This is a genomic window from Chryseobacterium sp. X308 (assembly GCF_020733145.1).
Taxonomy (GTDB): Bacteria; Bacteroidota; Bacteroidia; order Flavobacteriales; family Weeksellaceae; genus Chryseobacterium; species Chryseobacterium cupriresistens.
Map to the genome: position 1 here is coordinate 1 of NZ_JAJFZH010000037.1, position 19,665 is coordinate 19,665.

At 37.1% G+C, this 19,665-nt stretch carries 19 protein-coding genes; 9 read left to right on the forward strand and 10 right to left on the reverse strand.

The annotated features are described in order from the left end of the window. Positions 1 to 73 precede the first annotated feature (73 nt). Together LIV57_RS21900 and LIV57_RS21905 are read left to right on the forward strand one after the other, a co-directional pair. Positions 74 to 1,753 carry a hypothetical protein gene (locus LIV57_RS21900; RefSeq protein ID WP_227944307.1) on the forward strand — a complete coding sequence of 560 codons (1,680 nt, stop codon included), beginning with the start codon at positions 74 to 76 and terminating at the stop codon, positions 1,751 to 1,753. Between the two features lie 17 nt (positions 1,754 to 1,770). After that, positions 1,771 to 2,280 (forward strand): hypothetical protein, encoded by a 510-nt coding sequence (locus tag LIV57_RS21905; RefSeq protein WP_227944308.1) that lies wholly within the window; start codon positions 1,771 to 1,773, stop codon positions 2,278 to 2,280. Positions 2,281 to 2,282: 2 nt separating this feature from the next. Here LIV57_RS21905 and LIV57_RS21910 read toward each other — a convergent pair whose 3' ends face one another. From LIV57_RS21910 to LIV57_RS21920, 3 genes are all read right to left on the reverse strand, one after another. After that, the gene (locus tag LIV57_RS21910) at positions 2,283 to 3,845 is read right to left on the reverse strand and encodes an MFS transporter (RefSeq protein ID WP_227944309.1); all 1,563 of its coding nucleotides are present in this window, start codon (positions 3,843 to 3,845) and stop codon (positions 2,283 to 2,285) included. A gap of 274 nt (positions 3,846 to 4,119) precedes the next feature. Then, positions 4,120 to 5,166 (reverse strand): HlyD family secretion protein, encoded by a 1,047-nt coding sequence (locus tag LIV57_RS21915; protein WP_227944310.1) that lies wholly within the window; start codon positions 5,164 to 5,166, stop codon positions 4,120 to 4,122. A gap of 5 nt (positions 5,167 to 5,171) precedes the next feature. Continuing rightward, positions 5,172 to 6,506 (reverse strand): TolC family protein, encoded by a 1,335-nt coding sequence (locus tag LIV57_RS21920; RefSeq protein WP_227944311.1) that lies wholly within the window; start codon positions 6,504 to 6,506, stop codon positions 5,172 to 5,174. Between the two features lie 136 nt (positions 6,507 to 6,642). Here LIV57_RS21920 and LIV57_RS21925 point away from each other — a divergent pair, with 136 nt between their 5' ends. Continuing rightward, positions 6,643 to 7,446, forward strand: a complete 804-nt coding sequence (locus LIV57_RS21925) for a helix-turn-helix domain-containing protein (protein ID WP_227944312.1) — start codon at positions 6,643 to 6,645, stop codon at positions 7,444 to 7,446. Positions 7,447 to 7,707: 261 nt separating this feature from the next. Here LIV57_RS21925 and rplI read toward each other — a convergent pair whose 3' ends face one another. The 6 genes from rplI to LIV57_RS21955 all read right to left on the reverse strand — a co-directional run bounded on the left by rplI (position 7,708) and on the right by LIV57_RS21955 (position 12,997). Next, on the reverse strand, positions 7,708 to 8,205 hold the full coding sequence (gene rplI / locus LIV57_RS21930) for a 50S ribosomal protein L9 (RefSeq protein WP_227944313.1): 498 nt from the start codon (positions 8,203 to 8,205) through the stop codon (positions 7,708 to 7,710). A gap of 110 nt (positions 8,206 to 8,315) precedes the next feature. Then, on the reverse strand, positions 8,316 to 8,618 hold the full coding sequence (gene rpsR, locus LIV57_RS21935; RefSeq protein ID WP_002979091.1) for a 30S ribosomal protein S18: 303 nt from the start codon (positions 8,616 to 8,618) through the stop codon (positions 8,316 to 8,318). Between the two features lie 32 nt (positions 8,619 to 8,650). Next, positions 8,651 to 8,992 carry a 30S ribosomal protein S6 gene (rpsF, locus tag LIV57_RS21940; RefSeq protein WP_034695444.1) on the reverse strand — a complete coding sequence of 114 codons (342 nt, stop codon included), beginning with the start codon at positions 8,990 to 8,992 and terminating at the stop codon, positions 8,651 to 8,653. A gap of 113 nt (positions 8,993 to 9,105) precedes the next feature. Beyond that, the gene (locus LIV57_RS21945; protein WP_227944314.1) at positions 9,106 to 10,479 is read right to left on the reverse strand and encodes a chloride channel protein; all 1,374 of its coding nucleotides are present in this window, start codon (positions 10,477 to 10,479) and stop codon (positions 9,106 to 9,108) included. A gap of 319 nt (positions 10,480 to 10,798) precedes the next feature. Further along, on the reverse strand, positions 10,799 to 12,106 hold the full coding sequence (locus tag LIV57_RS21950; RefSeq protein ID WP_227944315.1) for a dihydrolipoamide acetyltransferase family protein: 1,308 nt from the start codon (positions 12,104 to 12,106) through the stop codon (positions 10,799 to 10,801). 63 nt (positions 12,107 to 12,169) lie between these two features. After that, positions 12,170 to 12,997: an S-adenosyl-l-methionine hydroxide adenosyltransferase family protein gene (locus LIV57_RS21955; protein WP_062675025.1), complete on the reverse strand. Its 828-nt coding sequence runs from the start codon at positions 12,995 to 12,997 to the stop codon at positions 12,170 to 12,172. Positions 12,998 to 13,130: 133 nt separating this feature from the next. Between LIV57_RS21955 and LIV57_RS21960 the strand changes: the two genes are divergently transcribed. From LIV57_RS21960 to LIV57_RS21985, 6 genes are all read left to right on the forward strand, one after another. Continuing rightward, positions 13,131 to 14,090, forward strand: coding sequence for a PhoH family protein (locus LIV57_RS21960; RefSeq protein WP_227944316.1), 960 nt, complete (start codon positions 13,131 to 13,133; stop codon positions 14,088 to 14,090). A gap of 118 nt (positions 14,091 to 14,208) precedes the next feature. After that, complete coding sequence (locus tag LIV57_RS21965; RefSeq protein WP_227944317.1) at positions 14,209 to 14,874, forward strand: porin family protein; 666 nt, start codon at positions 14,209 to 14,211, stop codon at positions 14,872 to 14,874. 132 nt (positions 14,875 to 15,006) lie between these two features. Next, positions 15,007 to 15,504: a hypothetical protein gene (locus LIV57_RS21970; RefSeq protein ID WP_227944318.1), complete on the forward strand. Its 498-nt coding sequence runs from the start codon at positions 15,007 to 15,009 to the stop codon at positions 15,502 to 15,504. Positions 15,505 to 15,964: 460 nt separating this feature from the next. Beyond that, entirely contained in the window at positions 15,965 to 16,624 is a 660-nt protein-coding gene (locus LIV57_RS21975; protein ID WP_202840701.1) for an outer membrane beta-barrel protein, read from the forward strand. Positions 16,625 to 16,698: 74 nt separating this feature from the next. Then, positions 16,699 to 17,361, forward strand: a complete 663-nt coding sequence (locus LIV57_RS21980; RefSeq protein WP_227944319.1) for an outer membrane beta-barrel protein — start codon at positions 16,699 to 16,701, stop codon at positions 17,359 to 17,361. 84 nt (positions 17,362 to 17,445) lie between these two features. Continuing rightward, complete coding sequence (locus LIV57_RS21985; protein WP_227944320.1) at positions 17,446 to 18,099, forward strand: porin family protein; 654 nt, start codon at positions 17,446 to 17,448, stop codon at positions 18,097 to 18,099. A gap of 71 nt (positions 18,100 to 18,170) precedes the next feature. On the opposite strand, the gene ffh is transcribed toward LIV57_RS21985, so the two are convergent. Further along, positions 18,171 to 19,532 (reverse strand): signal recognition particle protein, encoded by a 1,362-nt coding sequence (gene ffh / locus LIV57_RS21990; protein ID WP_227944321.1) that lies wholly within the window; start codon positions 19,530 to 19,532, stop codon positions 18,171 to 18,173. Between the last annotated feature and the right edge of the window lie 133 nt (positions 19,533 to 19,665).

The following is a 19,665-nucleotide window of genomic DNA, read 5'->3' on the forward strand; positions in this document are numbered from 1 at the left end:
ACCCTAAAATAATAATAACAAACTTTTATTTTGTTATAAAAATTTTTTAATTTTATTTATATAAAATGTAAGGATGAGAAAATTACTCTATTTATTCCCTTTATTCTTTTATTATCTCAGTTACGCACAATGTACAGGCTGCGATGTTCAAAACCCTACCGACCCCAATTATCATTTTCCTGATAATACAACGGTCTGCTTTACTTCCGATATGACATTCAATAATCCAACGTTCGGGACAAATGCTAAGATTTGCATTGCTTCCGGTGTTACCTTGCAGTTTCAGAATAGTATAAGCGGAGCGGGCAATGCACCTGTAAGCCTTGAAGTGCATGGAACACTCAATTTTAATCAGACCATAACGAGTGTTGCCAATCTCAATGTTCATGTTTACGATACCGGGAATATAACAGTAGGCGGAGGGAATGGAAATCTCACCATTGACGGACAGATCAATGAAATTGTCAATGAGGGGCTTATAGAAATGGGAGTTTTGCAATTAGGGGATAATTCCACCAATAAGATTGATAATTTTGGAAATCTGAATATTAACGGCAACCTGAATATGAGCAGCTCTGCTACCACTTTATTCAGGAACGAAGGGGGCGGATTGATATTTATTGGCGGCAATTACGGGAATAATGAACAGAGTGTGTATGTCAATTGTGGAACCATTATCTCTCAGAACGGATTTAATATTAATGGCGGTAAAATTATCAATACTGGAATTTTTACAGTTGGAGGAGATATTAATTTGTCCGGAAGCAGCAGCGAAATTTATAATTTTGGACTTTTTACTTCCACTGGAAATATGAATAATGCCCCTGCTGATGCTGTCATTTATAATGAAGGGGAACTGGCGCTGAACCAGTATCAAGGGGGAAATGCTGCCATTCAGGGGCCTTCTTCATCCACAAAAAAAGGATATATCGTGTTGCAAAATCCTATTCAGGTGGGAAATGTGGCTGTAGGACCCAATCTTGATTTCAGAAGAACAACAGGTGTTTCTGACCCAGGCACGGTTTTCATGAACAGTAATCCAAGTTTTCTGACGAATGTTACCTATGATTGTGCTTCTACCAACAGCTGTAGTGCGCCTCTGATCATTAATCCCGGATTTTGTCCTGCCATTAATGGAGATTTTCCTCCAATGGCGGTAGATGATACCTATACTATTGCTGCAGGAGGATCTTCTGTGGGAATTGTACTGGATAACGACTTTGAAACGTATGGCGGAGCACAGGCAACCCTTTCCAATGTTATTTTATCTCAGGTATTCACCTCAAATCCCAATATTTCATTGAATACTACGGATGGACATATTCTGGCAGCTCCGGGAACTCCTCCAGGCAATTATACTTTAGTCTATCAGATCTGTCAGACCGCTTCTCCGTCAAATTGTGACACGGCAACGGTAACTGTTACGATTCAGGGGACTGTACCTTGTTATAAACCTGCAGCTACAGCGGGAACTGTTCTTACTCCGGATTTTGGAATCACTTCATTAAGCAGGGCAGATAAAGGAGGAAACAACTGGCCGGGTGTACGAAAAGGTGCGTGGGCTGTACTGGAATCAAAAAATAAAGGTTTTGTGCTTAACAGACTTTCCGATGCTCAGGTAGCAGCCATTCCACAGGCAGATCTTAAAGAAGGAATGATGGTTTACAATACCACACAAAATTGTCTGCAAGTCAATACTGACGGAACAGCTGCGGGCTGGAAATGTTTCAATACCCAAACCTGCCCGGATTAACCAAAAACTGAATCGTTATGAAAAAAATATCCTTAATCATTATAATAACAGCTTCCGGAATTTTAAATGCACAGGTTGCTTTAGGGAAAACTGTTTTAGAATCGGCTTCATCATCTATTGAATTCGGGAGTGAGAACCGCGGGCTTGTTCTTCCCTGGGTAACTAATACCTCAGGCATTCAGAATCCTGAGAATGGCACTCTGGTTTTTGATACTTCTGATATGAAGGTGAAAGTGTATCAGAATAACCTTTGGAAAGATCTTTCCGTAGATACAACAGGTACTGCGGATACAAGTCTGCAGGATAGTCTGGTAGATCAGCCTGATGCAAAAGTTTCCGTAGGAACACCATCTTCCGTTTCAGGAATTCTGGTGCTTGAAGACAGTAATAAAGCCATGATTTTACCGAAAGTAGCTTCTCCTCATCTCAATATTATTTCTCCTGCAGCCGGCATGATGGTTTATGATACCCAGAAAAAGCAGTTAGCCGTTTTCAACGGAACAGTGTGGTCTTTTTGGGGCGAGTAATTCTACATAATATTTCGTACCGCTATTTTTACAGGATGATACAACAGCAGCCCAATTGCAGTAATAAGGGCCAGCCAGAACAGACCCGTGAAAATTTCCATATTGGAAAGTAGAATTGACTGAGCTGTTATTTTAGCTTTAAAAGCACCGGCTGTCATGGATAAAGAATCGTTAACCGGTAGTTTGGAAATATTGGCTCCAAAGATTTGGCTCCACTGCTTATAGAAGACAGGATTCGTATCTGTGAGATTAGCGCTAAGACTGTCGGAATGTTTTAATGTTAAAAATAACATCAGATTTTGCATCAAAGCATAACCGATAGCGGTTGTCCAGAAACGGGTGGTCGTTCCCATCGCAGTAGCATTGGACACATATTCTTCCGGTGTTCCTGAAATTAAAAAGAAAACAAGCGGCGTAAATAATAATCCCTGAGCAGCTCCCTGCAGAAATAAGGGCGGACAGATGGTAGAAAGGGTAGTATCAGGATAAAAAGTATAGGTAAACCAGGCACAATCTATGGCCAGTAAAAGAAATCCTGTAAAGAAAACAATTCTTGAGGAAATTCCCCGAACCAGACAGATTCCTGATAATAAAATACCCAAAAGAGTTCCTGCCACATTCCAGTACTGGATGTTTACAATATAATCCCAGGGCCATTTCCATACCGTAGCCATGATGCTGTAGACATTATTCAGCCCGGAGCGGATCAGATAAAAGATGAAAAACAGGATCATTCCCGCAATGACATTTTTGGAACTGAAAACTTCGAAATGGAACAACGGTCTCTTGGAATTTCTTTGTTTCAATATAAATAAACCTCCGGAAAGAAGGAATATAAACAGGCACATGATAATGGTATCAGACTCGAACCACATCAGTCTTTTACCATAAATAATGGCATAGCCGCCAGCCTGCAGGCATACCCAAAGTAAAAACCAGCTGGTAATATCCAATTGGTACAAAGGTTTTTTAGGAAAAAACCTGTTTCTGTTGAACAGAGCAATACCGATGATCAGTACAAACACATGGAAGTAGACCATCATCAGAACCATATGTTGGAAATCATAATCTTCAATACTTGATTTTAACAGGGAGGTCGTAATAGTTCCTCCGGTCAGCATAATCGTATACATAAAAAGATATGCTAAGACTTTGGCGTGTTTTGTTTTTAATTCAGCGATAATTAAAGGCAGGAAAATAGCACCTTCCAGCAACCCGAAAATTCCTTCTAAAAAGCGGATCACCAATATGACATGATAATCATTGGTGACTGATAAAACATAAAGAATAATCACCGAAATCGAGGCCATCAGCAAAACATAGTATTTCACGCTGAAATACGCCATAAACCTCTGTAATACTAAAAGGGTAACCACAAATGTCCCATACATCAAAATCATTAAATACTGGATGTCATCTGAATCGACATCCATAAAAGAAGATGTGAAGGCGCTGTTCGAATGTAAAAGCGACAACAACATCAGGTGGGGAAACAATGCCAGTATAAGAAGAGGCAGTTTCAGCCATTGTGGTACCCATTTATGATAAACTGAATTGTGCTGCATAATTTTTGGAAGCATTAAGCTAAAAAACAAAATAGCAAACTGCTATTGGGCTGTGTTTGAAAAACGCGAAAAGACAAATGGCAAAAGGGTGTAAAAGTAAAAGGTAAAACGGCCAATATGCTTGAAGAAAAAATTGGCAGATTTGCTATTTTGCGGTTTGCCTTTTCGCTAAAAAAATAATTTAATTTGAAAATTTGAAAATGGGAGAATTTGAAAATTAAATTAAACCGAATATTTTATACTCTATTACTCTCAAACACTCCCACTCTCAAACTTAAATCTTCTTCGCGCTCACCAGAACATTCATTCCGGAAAGCAGCTTTTCATTGTTTTTGTTATTATCCAGAATAATTTTTACAGGAAATCTTTGTTCTATTTTTACAAAATTTCCGGTAGCATTATCCGGTTTTATCAAGGAAAACTGGGAACCTGAAGCAGGGGAAACAGAAAGTATTTTTCCTTTAAACTCAACATCGGGATAAGCATCCGCAGTAATAATTACTTCCTTGCTCTGATCAATCTGTCCAAGTTGTGTTTCTTTGTAATTGGCAATGATCCATTTCTCTTTGCTGACAATCTGTACCAAGGCCTGACCTTCTTTAATCAATTGCCCTTCCTGAATGGTCTTCTTTCCGACCCATCCGTCATAAGGAGCAGTAATTACGGTATAAGAAAGATAAAGCTTCGCATTGTTAAGACTGGCAGAACTCTGCTGGATCTGGCTTTTTACCGGGGCAACTTTCGTTTGTTGTTCGTTCGCTCCGGCTCTCACTGCATTTTTCTGCTGTTCCAATGCTAAAAGATTGGCTTTTGACTGTTCATAAGAAGCCTTTACATTCTCAAATTCCTGTTCGGTAGCAGCATCTTCTGCCAAAAGGTTTTTATATCTTTTAAAATCCTGCTCCGTTCTCCAGATATCAATTTTTGCAGAGGCAATTTTAGCATCAATAATCTTTGTATCACTTTCTTTGGTGCTGACACCGCTTTCAATGGTGCTGATGGTTGCTGTGTTAGCGTGAAGATTGGCCTCAGCCATCTGTACCTGATTCACAAACTCTCTGTTGTCAATGACAATTAAAGTGTCGCCTTTATGTACAAACTGGTTTTCGTTAAATCGTATCGTTTTGATGAAACCTGATACCTTGCTGGATACAGGCGTAATATATTGCTCGATCTGTGCATCATTCGTTGTCACATTCTTTCTCGAAAAAAGATAAAAACTGATCATTCCCGTGATTCCGCTGATGATTAGAATCCAGGCCAGTAAAGTAATGGACTTGTTGATTCTTTTTTCCTTTTGTGTCAGTTGTTTCTGTGCCATAGTTTTTATAAGTTTCCAATCGTATATTGGAGTTGGTAATATTTAAGTTGTCTGTTGATTTTTACGGAAATAAGATTAGATTCAGCTTCCAGATAAGCATTGTCTGCGTCTATCAGTTCTGTGATAAGACTTAGCTTATTGGCATATTTTGTTCTTACAATGCGATAGTTTTCCTTAGCCTGTTTAATCGCTTCTTCAGCAATTTTTACCTTCTGGTCTGTCTCTTCAAACTTTTTATAAGCCTCATAAACGTTGTGTCTTACATTTTCCTCGTTTTCTTCAATCTGAAGTTTGGCAAGATAAATATTTTCCCGTGCTTCCTGCATTCTGTATTTATTTTTGTACAGATTCTCGATAGGATAGGTAAGATTTACCCCCACCATTCCCAAACGATACGCATAAGGTTCCGGAGGGAAAAACATCATGTTCGGATACTTTAGGAAATATTCTCCGCCAGCGGTAATTTTGGGTAAATAATTCGCTTTGGTAATCTTTTGATCCAGTTCCTTAAGAGAAAGATTCTTATGGGTGATTTCAACAGACTCATTTTTGTTTAAAGCTGTTTCTGTAAGCTCATCAATATAAGGAATGGCAGCATTGTCTGAAATAAGATCTTCTGTATTGACGTGCATTTCCTGATTTTCCGGAAGCGAAAGAATCGTTTTCAGTTTGTGCTCTGCAATCTGAATATCGTTATCCAGTTCCGTCCAGCTCATTTTATGATTGGAAAGTTGTAAAGACGTTCTTAAGACTTCATTGACCGTTACAACACCATTAGCTTTCAATGCTTTTACCTGCTTGATGTTGACGGAATCTTCCTTCATTTTATCATTAATAAGACTCTGCTGCTCTTTTAAATGATGAATCTGTAGAAAAGCCGTAATGATGGACATTTTAAGCTGTCTTTCGTCAAGATGGGTTTTTAAAGCAGAAATTTCAGTGTCAATAGCCGCTTTCCTTTCTGTATTTTTGATTTTCCCTCCCATATAAACCGGGATCGATGCTGATAATGTAAAATCATACATTCCATTGATTACATCATACTTGGTGGCTTTATTAAATACGCCATTCTGATGCTGGAACAGGTTGGTTACCTGATTATAGCTTGTATGAAATTCAATGTCCGGGAGTTTCTCCATCTTGAGATCTTTCTCTTTGGTCACGGACATTTCCTGTTTCAGATGACTGATCTGTATGTTTTTGTTGTTTTTCAAACCAATCTCTACAGCTTGCTGTAAGCCGAGATGCTGGTAATCTATCATCTGTGAATGTAAAAAACTGCTCAATAATAAGCACAACGCAATGCACAGATACCGGCATGCGTTAAATATGATATTCATAAATTAATTAAAGGATTTTTGCTAAAATGATTTTGATGCAGCAAAGTTACGATGAGAAGCTACAGACCCTATTTGTGAAAACAGAAAAATATTTGCTCATTTACGCCAATTTAAAAATTCTTCTTACCTTTAGAGTATGAACGACAGCCATTTTAAAGCGGTAGAAGAAGATGATGCCGAATTTTACATCTATCATGTTCTTACCGGAAATGTTACCACAGAGATTCATTATCACAGTTCTGCACAATTAGTCTATGCAGAAGGCGGTATTGTGCACGTTTTCACGGATCAGAAACACTGGTATCTTCCTGCCAGATGCTTTATGTGGATTCCTGCCGGTACACCGCATTATATTTTTTCAACCAGCCCCAAAGTCGATTTATATAACTTTTATTTTAAGAAAGAAGAAAATGAAAGTGGCTTTTTTGATGAAATCAATATTTATTCTGTCAATAATCTCCTTCGTGAGATGATTTTCTATACTAAAGACTGGGATGGGAAAATCACAAAAAATGATACCTCAAAATATTATTTTCTCAAAGCTCTTAAAGGAGTTTTACAGGAAAAGAAACATAAACATCTGGCATTTCCGATACAGCATCCTTTTCCAAAAGATGAAACACTGCTGAAGATTGCAAGATATATTCATGCTAACCTTGAGAAACCCCTCACGATAGAATCTACGGCAAAAGAATTCGGAATGAGTACAAGAACGCTTTCCAGGAAATTTAAAGAGATTCTGGGCATGAATTACGTTCGCTTTCTGAGAGCGTTGCGAATTACCCGTTCCCTTGAACTGATGCTGGAAGGAAAATACAATATGTATGAGATTGCCATGATGGTAGGGTACAACAGCCTCTCGTCTTTCAGTAATATCTTCAAAAAGGTAATCGGAATGGCCCCTACGGAGTATCAGCATAAATTGAGAGGGGATAAGTAGTGAGTTGGAGGGTTTGAGGGTTTGAGATTCGGGTTACGGGGTGCGAGGTAACGGTTTATAGTGGGGAATAGATTTTCCTACCTGTTCTTACTACAGGATTGTTAAAAAGATAATTTAACGAGTAATAGCTGTTAAGATTTCCTATATTCCCCTTCCTTGAAGGGGTGGATTTTTGCAAAGCAAAAAGACGGGGTAGTTCAATAAAAAAACCACCTCAATAAATTGAAGTGGTCTGTATTGTGAGAAATTCTCAGTTGCTTATTAAGCTTCTTCAGTTTTAGCTTCCTCTTTTTTAGGAGCTGCTTCCACTGGAGCATCAGATACGATATCAAACTCGTAGTTGTACTCAACATTTCTGTGAAGTCTGATAGGAGCTGCGAATTTACCAGTTCTCTTGATCGTGTTACCAGGAATCTTGATGTATTTTTTCTCTACAGAAACACCAGCTTTTTCTAAAGCAGCAGATAAATCAGCATTGTTGATAGATCCGAATAATTTGTCACCAGCACCTACTTTTGCAGGGATCGTGATAGAAGTTTTCTTCAATTGCTCAACTACAGCGTTAGCAGCAGCGATTAATTTAGCTTCTTCTTCTTTTCTAGCTTCTAATGTAGCTTCTAAAGCAGCTTTGTTTTTAGGTGTAGCTAAAAGAGCAATTCCTTGAGGAATTAAGAAGTTTCTAGCATAACCTGGCTTTACGTTTACTGTATCAAACTCAAGTCCTAAGTTTTCTACGTCTTTTTTTAGGATAATTTCCATTGTTGTTGTCCTTTTTTAGATTTTAGGTTGTATCTAAAATCAAGTTAGAATTAATGATGTATTCAGCAACAAAAGAAGAGGAAAAACCTCTTCTCTTATTTATTTTTGTCTTATTTCAATAAGTCAGCTACGTATGGTAGTAAAGCAAGGTGTCTTGCTCTTTTGATAGCAGCAGAAACTTTTCTTTGGTATTTTAAAGAAGTTCCGGTGTATCTTCTTGGTAAAATTTTACCTTGCTCGTTTACAAATTGTAATAAGAAATCAGCATCTTTGTAATCAACGTGCTTAATTCCGTATTTTTTGAATCTACAATATTTCTTTTCAGATTTTGTATTGATATCAAGCGGAGTAAGGAATTTTACTTCTGATTCTCCTCCTGCTGAGGCTTGTTTAGCCATTTCATCTATTGCCATGTCTTGTCTTTTTTAAAAAATAGGGTTAATAATTAAGCTTTAGCTGCTTTTACTTTAGCTCTTCTTGTTACAGCGTACTCTACAGCGTGCTTGTCAAGTTTTGTAGTAAGGTAACGGATTACTCTTTCGTCACGCTTAAATGCTAATTCTAAATCAGCAACTACAGTACCTTCTCCTTTAAATTCGATTAAAGTATAGAACCCATTCTTTTTCAATTGAATCGGGTAAGCTAATTTTTTTAATCCCCAGTTTTCTTTAGCAACGATTTCGCAGTTCTTTTCTTTGATTAGATCTACATACTTGTTCACTGCTTCCTCTACCTGTGCCTCAGATAGAACGGGAGTTAAAATGAAAACAGTTTCGTAATTGTTCATAATGTTAAAAAATTTGTTAATTATTTCGAGGTGCAAAAGTAGAAAATATATTTCTTATATGCAAGAGGATTGGTGAAATAGTTAGCGTTTCCTTAGAATGTCTATTCATCTTTTTATAGATTTCTGGATTCAGTTTCATCATTGGATCTGATCTCCGTTAAAAAATTCACCTTCAAAACATCATACAAAGAATGTCTGCTTACCAGGATGGAAGCAATAGAAGAAACCATTCCGGCAAGCATAAGGTGGAATATCAATGAATGTCTGTCTGTCATTTCCAGCACAATAATCGCTGAAGTAAACGGGGCTCTTGTAATTCCGGTAAGGAAAGCAACCATTCCGCCCAGAATCACCACATTGGTTTCGTTGGGTGTTAAATGAATAATTCCTGAAATAACAGAACCTATACTTGCTCCCGCAGTAAGAGCCGGAGCAAAAATTCCGCCTGCACCTCCGGAAGTAAAGGAAAGAGCAGGACCCAGCATTCTCAGAATGGGAACATACCAGTCTTCATGCTTGTCTTTGGTAAAGAGAACCCGCTCCATGATTTCTTTTCCTGATCCCAGAACTTCTCTGTTGATGAAATAAGCGATGGAAGCAATAATTAAGGCACAAATGATCAGAAAGACCACGTTGGCTTTATCTGTTTTCAGTTTTTTCTTCTTCCAGCTATTGATTTTAAGCATGGTGACGGATAGCTGGCTTGCCAGAATGCCGGCAGTGGCAGCTACCAGTATAATAGGAAACATCACCATTAACGAAACATCATTGGTTTTTGGATATCCTAAATATAAATAAGATCCTGCTAATGTTTGTGCCGTAAGACCTGCAATGATTACCGCCGTAAACAAAGCTGTTTTGAAGTAATTGATATGGGTTTTTGACAGCTCTTCCACAGCGAAAACAATTCCTCCCAACGGAGTATTGAACGCTGCTGCAAGTCCGGCTGCCGCTCCCGTCATAATCATGTTTTTCTTTGAAATTTTCGGCCACCATTCCGGAAGGTATTCATTCACTTTTCTGAAAACAGAGCCGGCAATCTGGATGGTAGGACCTTCACGACCTACCGCACCTCCTCCGATGACCAGAATAACGGAGGAAAGGATTTTGAAAAATATAATCTTAATACTTAAAAGATTCCGGATTTTCCTATGTTCTTTCGGGTTAGCCAGTTCTACAGCCGCCATCACTTGCGGAATACCACTTCCTTTGGCATTGGGAGCAAATTCTTTCACCAGCCACCAGGAAAGTACAAATCCAACAGGTGCAATAATAAAGATCATCCATGAGTGCCAGTCTAAAATGAAATTCATCAGATGTTCGCCCCATGCAAATACCTGTGCGTACATCACAGCAAAAAAGCCTGTTATGACAGATCCTATCCAAAAAGGAATGGCCTGAAGCAGATTATGCTTCAGCTGTTCATTCCGGATATTGTCGAAAGAATTTTTGAGGGATCTTTTTATGAGGGCGAAAATTTTCAGCATTTGTCAGTTTAGAGATGTAAAAATACGTGATCTTCTATAATGAGTATCTATTTCAAATAATATTTGTTTTAAAATTAATACTAATCAATCTAATTTCCAAAAAAGTTAGTACAGTATATAAATATTTAAATAATTGATGATTTGATAGGTGATTATTAATTTTGTTGAATATTTGGTATTTATTCAATGAGATATTTAGTGTTTAGGACGTTGTTAAGCTTAAGTAGTAAAAAAACAAAAAACCTTCGATTTAACCGAAGGTTTTCATTTTATGTGATCAGTAATAAGTAAAATTATTTATTACTGATTATTTTATTACTTATATTTCTGTGTTCAGATCCCAGTTTTCAAGGTAGTCGTGAACATGCTTCAGCATCATTCCTCCTAAAGATCCGTCTACTACTCTGTGATCATAAGAGTGAGACATGAACATCAAGTTTCTGATTGCAATTACGTCTCCGTCAGCTGTTTCAAGAACTGCAGGCTTCTTAACGATCGCTCCGATGGCTAAAATAGCTACCTGAGGCTGAGGAATAATTGGTGTTCCCATAAGGTTTCCGAAGCTTCCTACGTTAGAAATTGTATACGTTGCACCCTGAGTGTCTTCTGGTCTTAATTTCTTGTTTCTTGCTCTGTAAGCTAAGTCATTGATTGCTTTTGCAAGCCCTGAAAGAGATAACTGATCCGCATTTTTGATCACAGGAACAATAAGGTTTCCGTCCGGAAGGGCAGTAGCCATACCGATGTTGATATTTTTCTTTTTAATGATGTTTTCACCATTGACAGAAACATTGATCATCGGGAAATCCTGGATTGCCTTCACTACCGCTTTTACGAAAATAGGCATGAAAGTCAGTTTTTCGCCTTCACGTTTTTCGAATACAGCTTTGTTTTTATTTCTCCATTTTACCACGTTGGTAACGTCAGTTTCAATGAAAGAAGTAACGTGTGGAGCAATTTGCTTTGCTTTCACCATGTTTTCAGCGATGATTTTTCTCATTCTGTCCATTGGAATGATCTCATCACCTGCACTTACCGGAATAGTAGCTGCCGGAGCTGATACTGCCGGTTGTGGAGCAGAAGCTGTCTGTACCGGAGCGGCCTGCTGAGCTGGCTGGCTTCCTCTGCTGGCAACATAAGCTAATATATCTTCTTTGGTAATTCTTCCTTCCAAACCGCTTCCTTTGATGGATTTCAGTTCAGCTTCAGAAATTTTTTCCTGTTGTGCGATAGATTTTACAAGTGGAGACAGATAAAGATCTCCTGAGAATTCTACGTTTGAAGCAGCTACTGTTTGCAATGGCTCTTCAATCGCTTTTAAAGTTTCAGCATCCGGAGCAGCTGCAGGAGTTTCAGTTTTTACTTCTTCTGAAGCGGAGCCTTCTCCTTCAATTTCTAAAATAGCAATGGCTTCACCTACTTTTGCAACTTCATCTTTTTGCTTTAAAATTTTCACAATTTTCCCCGAAACTGGTGTCGGTACGTCTGAATCTACTTTATCTGTTGCAATTTCTACTACGGAGTCATCCTCCTTTACGTTATCACCTTCATTGAATAACCAAGTGATAATTGTCGCTTCCATAACCCCTTCTCCCATGGAAGGAAGCAATAATTTGTATTCTGCCATTTTTGATTTTTAGATTTTGACAAATATATAAAAAAAATCGGTTTTTTTAAGAAATATATAATCTTAGCTGAATTCGATATAAATATTTTCTCCCACATTCAGTCCAAACAGGCTTTTAGCGCCGTTTTTCTTGCTTCCTTTGTAGATGGTAAGCTCCAATAACTGACTATCATTGAAGATAGCTGCAGACTGTCCGTGGAATTCGGTCTCCCTTTTCCAGTCTGAAACAACTTCTGTATGGCTGGAAAATATTCTTGAAAGGCTTAAATTTCTGAATTTTATGGTAAAACTGTTGTAACCTTTACTGATGTTCTCAAAAAAATCTTTATTGATATTTGATATTATATTTCCGAAATTATCAATATAGGTCACTTCACCAATAATCATCCCTTCCGATTCATTATAAACCGCCCGCGGGAACATCAGCTGTTTTGCTGTGCTGATTTTTCTTCCTATCACTTCAGGAAGTCCGCCATTGGCAAGGTGTACTGCTGCAGGAACAAAAATGTCTGTAGAAGTGAAGTTGATAACGTCATCAAAACGGTTATTCAGCGTAAGCTCGTAGATGGCTTCCGGTTTTATATCAAAAAATATAAGGCTCAAAAGGCCGTTGTCTGCCGCCAGGAAGTAAGATCCGTCTGCTTTATAGAGGATATTCTTTCTCGATTTGCTGTAAAAACTGTCTACAGAAAGAATGTGAATGCTTCCTTTGGGAAAATATTTATAAGCATTTCTTACAATATATGAAGTCTGTATAAGATTGAATGCCTGGATTTCGTGGGTGATATCAATAATATTAACCTCAGGGTTTAGAGACAGAATTTTGCCTTTCACAGCAGCAACTCTGTAATCTAAATTTCCGAAATCCGAAGTAAGGGTAATAATTGACATGAGCAATTTATAGAATAGTGTAGTATTGCAAAGTTATTTAAAATAAAAAGAAAGCCCGAAAGATTGTTGAAAAGAATTTGATATAAATTTGAAAAAAAGCTTTAATTTTAAAATCTAAAAATAAAAATACTGCATGTTTGAATTAACATATGATTTGGAAGATATCGATGCGAAAATCTTCTATGGAGTTAATAACCAATATTTCAACTTAATAAAATCAAGCTTTCCAACCATTAAAATTACAGGAAGAGATCATTTTATCTTTGCCATGGGAAATCAGGAAGCTTTAGACATACTGAAACAAAAACTGGATGATATTGTCAGTTTTATCTCCAAAAACAATTCAATAGGACTGAAAGATGTTGAAAATATATTGAATATTAAAGACGAAAACGAGAAACAACTGGTATTCGACCAGGATATTATCGTAAAAGGAGTCAACGGAAAAATTATTAAAGCTAAGACGACCAATCTTAAAAAGCTGGTAAAAGAAACAGAGAAAAAGGACATGGTTTTTGCCATTGGACCTGCAGGTACAGGAAAAACATATACCAGCGTTGCGTTGGCAGCAAGAGCTTTGAGAGATAAAGAAGTAAAAAGAATTATCCTGACCAGACCGGCTGTAGAAGCAGGAGAAAGTCTGGGATTTCTTCCTGGTGACCTTAAAGAAAAGCTGGATCCGTATTTACAGCCGTTGTACGATGCGCTTCGTGATATGATTCCCCATGAGAAACTGGAAGGTTTCATGGAGAAGAAAGTGATTGAAGTGGCTCCATTGGCTTTTATGAGAGGACGTACCCTGGATGATGCTTTTGTGATTTTGGATGAAGCACAGAATACCACTCATGCCCAGATGAAAATGTTCCTTACCAGAATGGGAATGAATGCCAAGTTCATTATCACGGGAGATCCAAGTCAGATTGACCTTCCGAAAAACCAGCAGTCCGGACTGAAAGAGGCCATGAGAATTTTAAATGGGGTGAAAGAAATAGGATTTGTACACCTTACAGAAGAAGATGTGGTAAGACACCCGGTGGTAAGAAAGATTATCCTTGCCTATAACGACGAAGAGAAAAGATTAAGAAACGACTAGTAAAAATGAGTAAAAGTTTCTATTAACCTTTTATTAACCTTAAATAAGTTGGTTAAAATTTGTTAATTTGAAAAAAATAGTTAGCTTTGCACACCTTAAATGTAAAAACTAACTAAACATGAAAAAACTTTTACTTGTTGCAGCAGTCGCTGCTATGGGAATTTGTGCCAACGCACAGGAATTTCGATTTGGTCCAAAAGCCGGATACTCTTACTCTACAGTTAAATTGAAAGGTGACAATCAGTCTGAAACTTCAGATCCTTTACACACATTTTATATCGGTGGTATCGCTGAATATAAGCTAAGTGATAAATTTGCCCTACAGGGAGAACTGTTATATTCTCCGCTTGGAGGAAAAGTGAATGTGGCTGAAGCTGATCCGGAAGATCCGACAACCTTTTTAAATGTAAAAGCAAAGCAGACTTATCATACTTTATTAGTTCCTATTTCTGCCAAGTATTTCATTACTGAAGGATTATCAGTTTCTGCAGGGGCCAGCTTCGGAGTGATCCTTTCTGCAAAGCAAAAGCTTACTGCTGATTTTGGATTCGGAATTCCTGGATTTGAGATTGATGCTAATGACGAAAGAGATATTAAAGATCAAATGAACACTTTGAATATTGCTCCATTCCTTGGTGCTGAATATGCATTGGAAAACGGATTGTTCTTTGATGCAAGATACAACCTTGGAGTTTCTAACCTTGCGAAACACGCTGAAGGGAATGAAAAGTTAACCAACAGCTTCGTACAGGTAGGTGTAGGTTTCAAATTCGGAGGAAACTAATTCTGAAAAATTTACTTTCAAATGATATTAAAAGCAGGACAAATTTTGTCCTGCTTTTCTGTTATAAGGCAATTTTATTCTAATGATGAAAATAATTAGTATTTTTGCAGGGTAAAATTTAAACTTAAAAAAATGAAAAAACTATTATTACTAGGTGCTTTTGCACTTTTAGGAGGTGTTGCTCAGGCGCAGGAAGGTTTCAAATTGGGTGGACATATCGGTGTTCCTGTATCTGATGCAAGTGATGTATCTTCATTTACATTAGGAGTGGATGCAGCTTATATGTGGAATATTGCCAAAGGCTTCGACCTTGGGGTAACAACAGGATATTCTCATTTCTTTGGAAAAGATAACTTTGATGATTTCGGATTTGTTCCTGTAGCTGTTTCCGGGAAATATAAATTTAAAGGAGCTCCTGTTTTTGTAGGATTAGACCTTGGATATGGTATTTCTACAAAGGATGGAGTAGATGGTGGTTTCTATGCACAGCCTAAATTTGGATACCAGATGTCCAAAGGAGAGTTGTATATCGGATATCAGTCTATCAGCAACAGACGTGATTATGGTTGGTACAAACATAATTGGAACGTAGGAGCTGTAAACTTAGGATTTAATTTCTTTTTGAAATAAGAAAAAGCAATTGCATATGAGAACTCCGGCCTTCGGCCGGAGTTTTTTGATTATATTATATATAGATTGTACAGATTTTTTATCAGAACTTTTGTTATAAAGGGGCTGTGACAACCAAGAAAAAGAAAAAATAACCTCAAATAATAAACGTTTGTTTAAATTTTAAGAGTTAATGGCTTTGAAATAAGCGTTTTAAGTTAATGGGCTTTAGCATTTTACCAGAATTTATGGGGTTTTGGTAAAAAATACAAAATTTAAAAAACTAAATATATTCAGCTCTGGTTGAAAAAAAGTTATTTTTTTATTCATAAAATTGTGAAAAACTCATTAACATCTCTTGACTAGGATTTATTTTTATAAAACCCTATATTTTAGTAATGATATTAATCACATTAACAAATTTTAATATTACTGGGGACCACTGTAAATTTGCCCTCAGAAAGTATTAAAATTTTTTACAATGAAAAAAATATTATTAGCGGGTGCTGTTGCACTTTTTGGTTTATCAAACGCTCAGATTGCTAAAGGAACTACATATTTATCAGGATCTGTTGGTTATTCTCAAAAAGAAACTGACAATGGTAACTATAAAAAAGAAAATTTCAACGTATTACCTACAGTTGGATATTTTGTAAACACTAACTTAGCAATTGGTCTAGGTGTAGGTTACGAAACTGAAAAGACTACAACAACTTCTACTACATATCCTCTACCTAACACAACAACTGTTAGCGAGAATGTAACTAAAAAACCAGCTTTTGTTGTTGCTCCATTCGTAAGAAAATACTGGACTTTATCTGATAAGCTATACATCTTCGGACAGTTAGCAGTGCCAATGCAGTTTGGAAAAACTGAAACTGAAAACAGTTCTGTAACTACTTCTGGAAATACTACAGCTTCTACTTCTACATCTACTGAAGCTAAATATACTCAGATTGGTGTTACTGTGAAGCCAGGTTTAGATTATTTCTTAAACAAAAACTGGTCTATCGAAGCTACTATCGGTGAGTTCGGTTATAACAACTACAAGCCAAAAGATGGTGATGCTACAAACAACTACAACTTCGGATTGAATTTATCTTCTGTAACTTTCGGAGTTAAATATGTATTTGCAAAATAATAAACAAAGCATATAGCAAGAAAGCCCTGAGAAACTCTTAGGGCTTTTTGCTATTCAAAACTAATATAATAATCATGAAAAAAATAGTATTGATAGGTGCTGTGGCGCTTTTTGGTTTGTCAAATGCACAGATTGCAAAAGGGACTTCTTATCTTTCCGGACAGGTAGGATATTATCATAATGAAAAGAATGAATTCGAAGCCAAAACAAAGGATGATGTGATCAGAATTCTTCCAACAGCTGGATATTTCGTTAATAACAACTTAGCAGTAGGACTTGGGATAGGCTATAAAAGTGCCGTTACAAAATATACGGTAAGAGGTTTTGGATTCCTTAATACAATTGAAATAAAAAATACAGATAACGCATTTGTTGTTGCTCCCTTTGTGAGAAAATACTGGACTTTATCTGATAAATTATACATCTTTGGACAATTACAGGTTCCATTGGAATTTGGTAAGGAAAAACTGGATTTTAACAGTGAAGGTGATGGCGGAGACCCTATACTTTCTGCTCCGTTTACAGAAAAAAATAACTACACTACCATTGGAGTGAATATTAAACCGGGGCTGGATTATTTCCTGACTAAGAACTGGTCAATTGAAGCTACAATAGGAGAATTCGGATACAATACTTATAAAAAAGACCTGGAAGGGGCGAAAAGAACTAATGATTACAAATTGGGTATCAATTTAACTTCCGTGACTTTTGGAGTGAAATATGTATTTGCAAAATAGTAAACAAAGCATATCGCAAGAAAGTCCTGAGGTTTCCCAAGGCTTTTTTGTATTTTTGCGAACATTTTTTTAATACAATAAATCATGAAAAAAATTTTATTAGCGTCTGCAATTGCTTTATTTGCAGGTTTAAAAGCACAAACTACATTCGGTGTAAAAGCAGGTTATGCTTTGTCAACATTAAATTCCGATGCCAATAGCGTCAATTTTGACGGGATAGGAGCAAGTCTTAAATCCAAATCCGGTTTTTATATCGGAGGTTTGGTTGAGCATAAACTGAACGATAAATTTGCGTTACAGGGAGAAGTGGAGTATGCTAACCTGGGAGGTAAAGCGGTAGTAAAAGCTTCCGGAGTTACTGTGACGGAAAAACTGCATTTTAACAGAATTGTTATTCCTGTATCTGCAAGGTATTATGCAACTCCTGAACTAGGGCTTTATGCCGGTCCATATGTAAGTTTCAGAACCAATACAAAAGCTAAAATTGAAGTGAGTGGGGCGCAGTCTAATCCATCTGCTATCAACGAAGGTGAAAAATATCTTGAAAATTATTTTGATAACGGACTGAAGTCTACAGAATTCGGTTTGTTCCTGGGAGCTGATTATGACGTATATAAAGGATTATTTGTAGATGCACGTTACAGTTTTGGTCTTACCAATATGATCAAAAATCCTGCGGATGGAGAAAAATTAAAAATGAATTTCTTCCAGTTAGGAGTAGGATACAAGTTTAAATAAACAGATACCCGTATAAAAATAAAAACTCTCAGAATTTCTGAGAGTTTTTTTTATGAATGATTTTGTCTTTCTTATTTTCCAAACATTCCACCCATTCCAGGCATATTCGGCATTTTGCTCATCATCTGCATCATTTGTTTTCCCTGAGGTCCCTGCATCATCTTCATCATTTTACCCATCTGATCAAACTGCTTCATCAATTGATTCACATCTTCAATTTTTCTTCCGGCACCTTTAGCAATTCTTCCTTTTCTCTGAGTATTGATGATAGAAGGTCTTCTTCTTTCTTCAGGAGTCATAGAATAGATGATGGCTTCAATGTGTTTGAATGCATCATCACTGATTTCTACGTCTTTGATTGCTTTTCCAACTCCAGGAATCATTCCCATCAAATCCTTCATATTACCCATCTTCTTGATCTGGTTGATTTGCTTAAGGAAATCATCAAAACCAAACTCGTTTTTAGCAATTTTTTTGTGAAGTTTTTTAGCTTCTTCCTCATCAAACTGCTCCTGAGCCCTTTCTACTAAGGAAACTACGTCTCCCATTCCCAGGATTCTGTCCGCCATTCTTTCCGGATAGAAAAGATCTAATGCTTCCATCTTTTCTCCTGTAGAGATGAACTTGATTGGTTTTTCAACAACAGAACGGATCGTTAAAGCAGCTCCACCACGAGTATCACCATCTAATTTCGTTAATACAACACCGTCAAAGTTTAAGGCATCGTTGAATGCTTTTGCTGTATTTACAGCATCCTGACCAGTCATTGAGTCAACTACGAAAAGAGTCTCCTGCGGTTTGATGAAATAATGTACGGATTTGATCTCGTTCATCATCTGCTCATCAATAGCTAGACGACCTGCTGTATCCACGATCACAACATCATGACCGTTTGATTTTGCGAAATTGATCGCGTTTTCAGCAATGGTAGATGGATTGGTAGCACCTTCTTCAGTATAAACAGGAACTTTGATCTGTCCTCCCAATACTTTCAGCTGATCAATCGCTGCAGGACGGTAAACGTCACATGCTACCAGTAAGGGTTTTTTATTTCTTTTTGTCTGTAAATAATTAGCAAGCTTTCCTGAGAAAGTGGTCTTACCGGATCCCTGAAGACCGGCAATAAGGATTACAGTAGGTTTTCCTGAAAGATTGATTCCTTCCTGAGAACCTCCCATCAGGTCTACCAGTTCATCATGAACAATTTTCGTCATCAGCTGTCCCGGAGTAAGGGAAGTAAGAACGTTTTCTCCTAATGCTTTATCCTGAACTCTCTTTGTAAGATCTTTCGCAACTTTATAGTTAACGTCGGCATCTACCAATGCTCTACGGATCTCTTTTACGGTTTCCGCCACATTGATTTCAGTAATTTTTCCTCTTCCGGAAATATTGTGTAATGCCTTGTCTAATTTATCCTGTAAACTATTAAACATATTTATTGTAAATTATAGGTTTGCAAAAATAAGGAATTTTTAGGATATCCAAAGTGTTTGAACACGTAATATTATATATACATGTAATATTATTACAAAGAAGAAAAATGATAAATATCAAATCATAGTATAA

Excerpts from the sequence above, each read along its gene's own strand:
- LIV57_RS21950 (WP_227944315.1), bottom strand. The coding sequence starts at position 12,106 with ATGGCAGAATACAAATTATTGCTTCCTTCCATGGGAGAAGGGGTTATG.
- LIV57_RS21910 (WP_227944309.1), bottom strand. The coding sequence starts at position 3,845 with ATGCAGCACAATTCAGTTTATCATAAATGGGTACCACAATGGCTGAAA.
- LIV57_RS21905 (WP_227944308.1), top strand. The coding sequence starts at position 1,771 with ATGAAAAAAATATCCTTAATCATTATAATAACAGCTTCCGGAATTTTA.
- LIV57_RS21900 (WP_227944307.1), top strand. The coding sequence starts at position 74 with ATGAGAAAATTACTCTATTTATTCCCTTTATTCTTTTATTATCTCAGT.
- LIV57_RS21985 (WP_227944320.1), top strand. The coding sequence starts at position 17,446 with ATGAAAAAAATTTTATTAGCGTCTGCAATTGCTTTATTTGCAGGTTTA.
- rpsR (WP_002979091.1), bottom strand. The coding sequence starts at position 8,618 with ATGGCAATAGATGAAATGGCTAAACAAGCCTCAGCAGGAGGAGAATCA.
- ffh (WP_227944321.1), bottom strand. The coding sequence starts at position 19,532 with ATGTTTAATAGTTTACAGGATAAATTAGACAAGGCATTACACAATATT.
- LIV57_RS21945 (WP_227944314.1), bottom strand. The coding sequence starts at position 10,479 with ATGCTGAAAATTTTCGCCCTCATAAAAAGATCCCTCAAAAATTCTTTC.
- LIV57_RS21980 (WP_227944319.1), top strand. The coding sequence starts at position 16,699 with ATGAAAAAAATAGTATTGATAGGTGCTGTGGCGCTTTTTGGTTTGTCA.
- LIV57_RS21965 (WP_227944317.1), top strand. The coding sequence starts at position 14,209 with ATGAAAAAACTTTTACTTGTTGCAGCAGTCGCTGCTATGGGAATTTGT.
- LIV57_RS21970 (WP_227944318.1), top strand. The coding sequence starts at position 15,007 with ATGAAAAAACTATTATTACTAGGTGCTTTTGCACTTTTAGGAGGTGTT.
- LIV57_RS21975 (WP_202840701.1), top strand. The coding sequence starts at position 15,965 with ATGAAAAAAATATTATTAGCGGGTGCTGTTGCACTTTTTGGTTTATCA.
- rpsF (WP_034695444.1), bottom strand. The coding sequence starts at position 8,992 with ATGAACAATTACGAAACTGTTTTCATTTTAACTCCCGTTCTATCTGAG.
- LIV57_RS21955 (WP_062675025.1), bottom strand. The coding sequence starts at position 12,997 with ATGTCAATTATTACCCTTACTTCGGATTTCGGAAATTTAGATTACAGA.
- rplI (WP_227944313.1), bottom strand. The coding sequence starts at position 8,205 with ATGGAAATTATCCTAAAAAAAGACGTAGAAAACTTAGGACTTGAGTTT.
- LIV57_RS21920 (WP_227944311.1), bottom strand. The coding sequence starts at position 6,506 with ATGAATATCATATTTAACGCATGCCGGTATCTGTGCATTGCGTTGTGC.
- LIV57_RS21960 (WP_227944316.1), top strand. The coding sequence starts at position 13,131 with ATGTTTGAATTAACATATGATTTGGAAGATATCGATGCGAAAATCTTC.
- LIV57_RS21915 (WP_227944310.1), bottom strand. The coding sequence starts at position 5,166 with ATGGCACAGAAACAACTGACACAAAAGGAAAAAAGAATCAACAAGTCC.
- LIV57_RS21925 (WP_227944312.1), top strand. The coding sequence starts at position 6,643 with ATGAACGACAGCCATTTTAAAGCGGTAGAAGAAGATGATGCCGAATTT.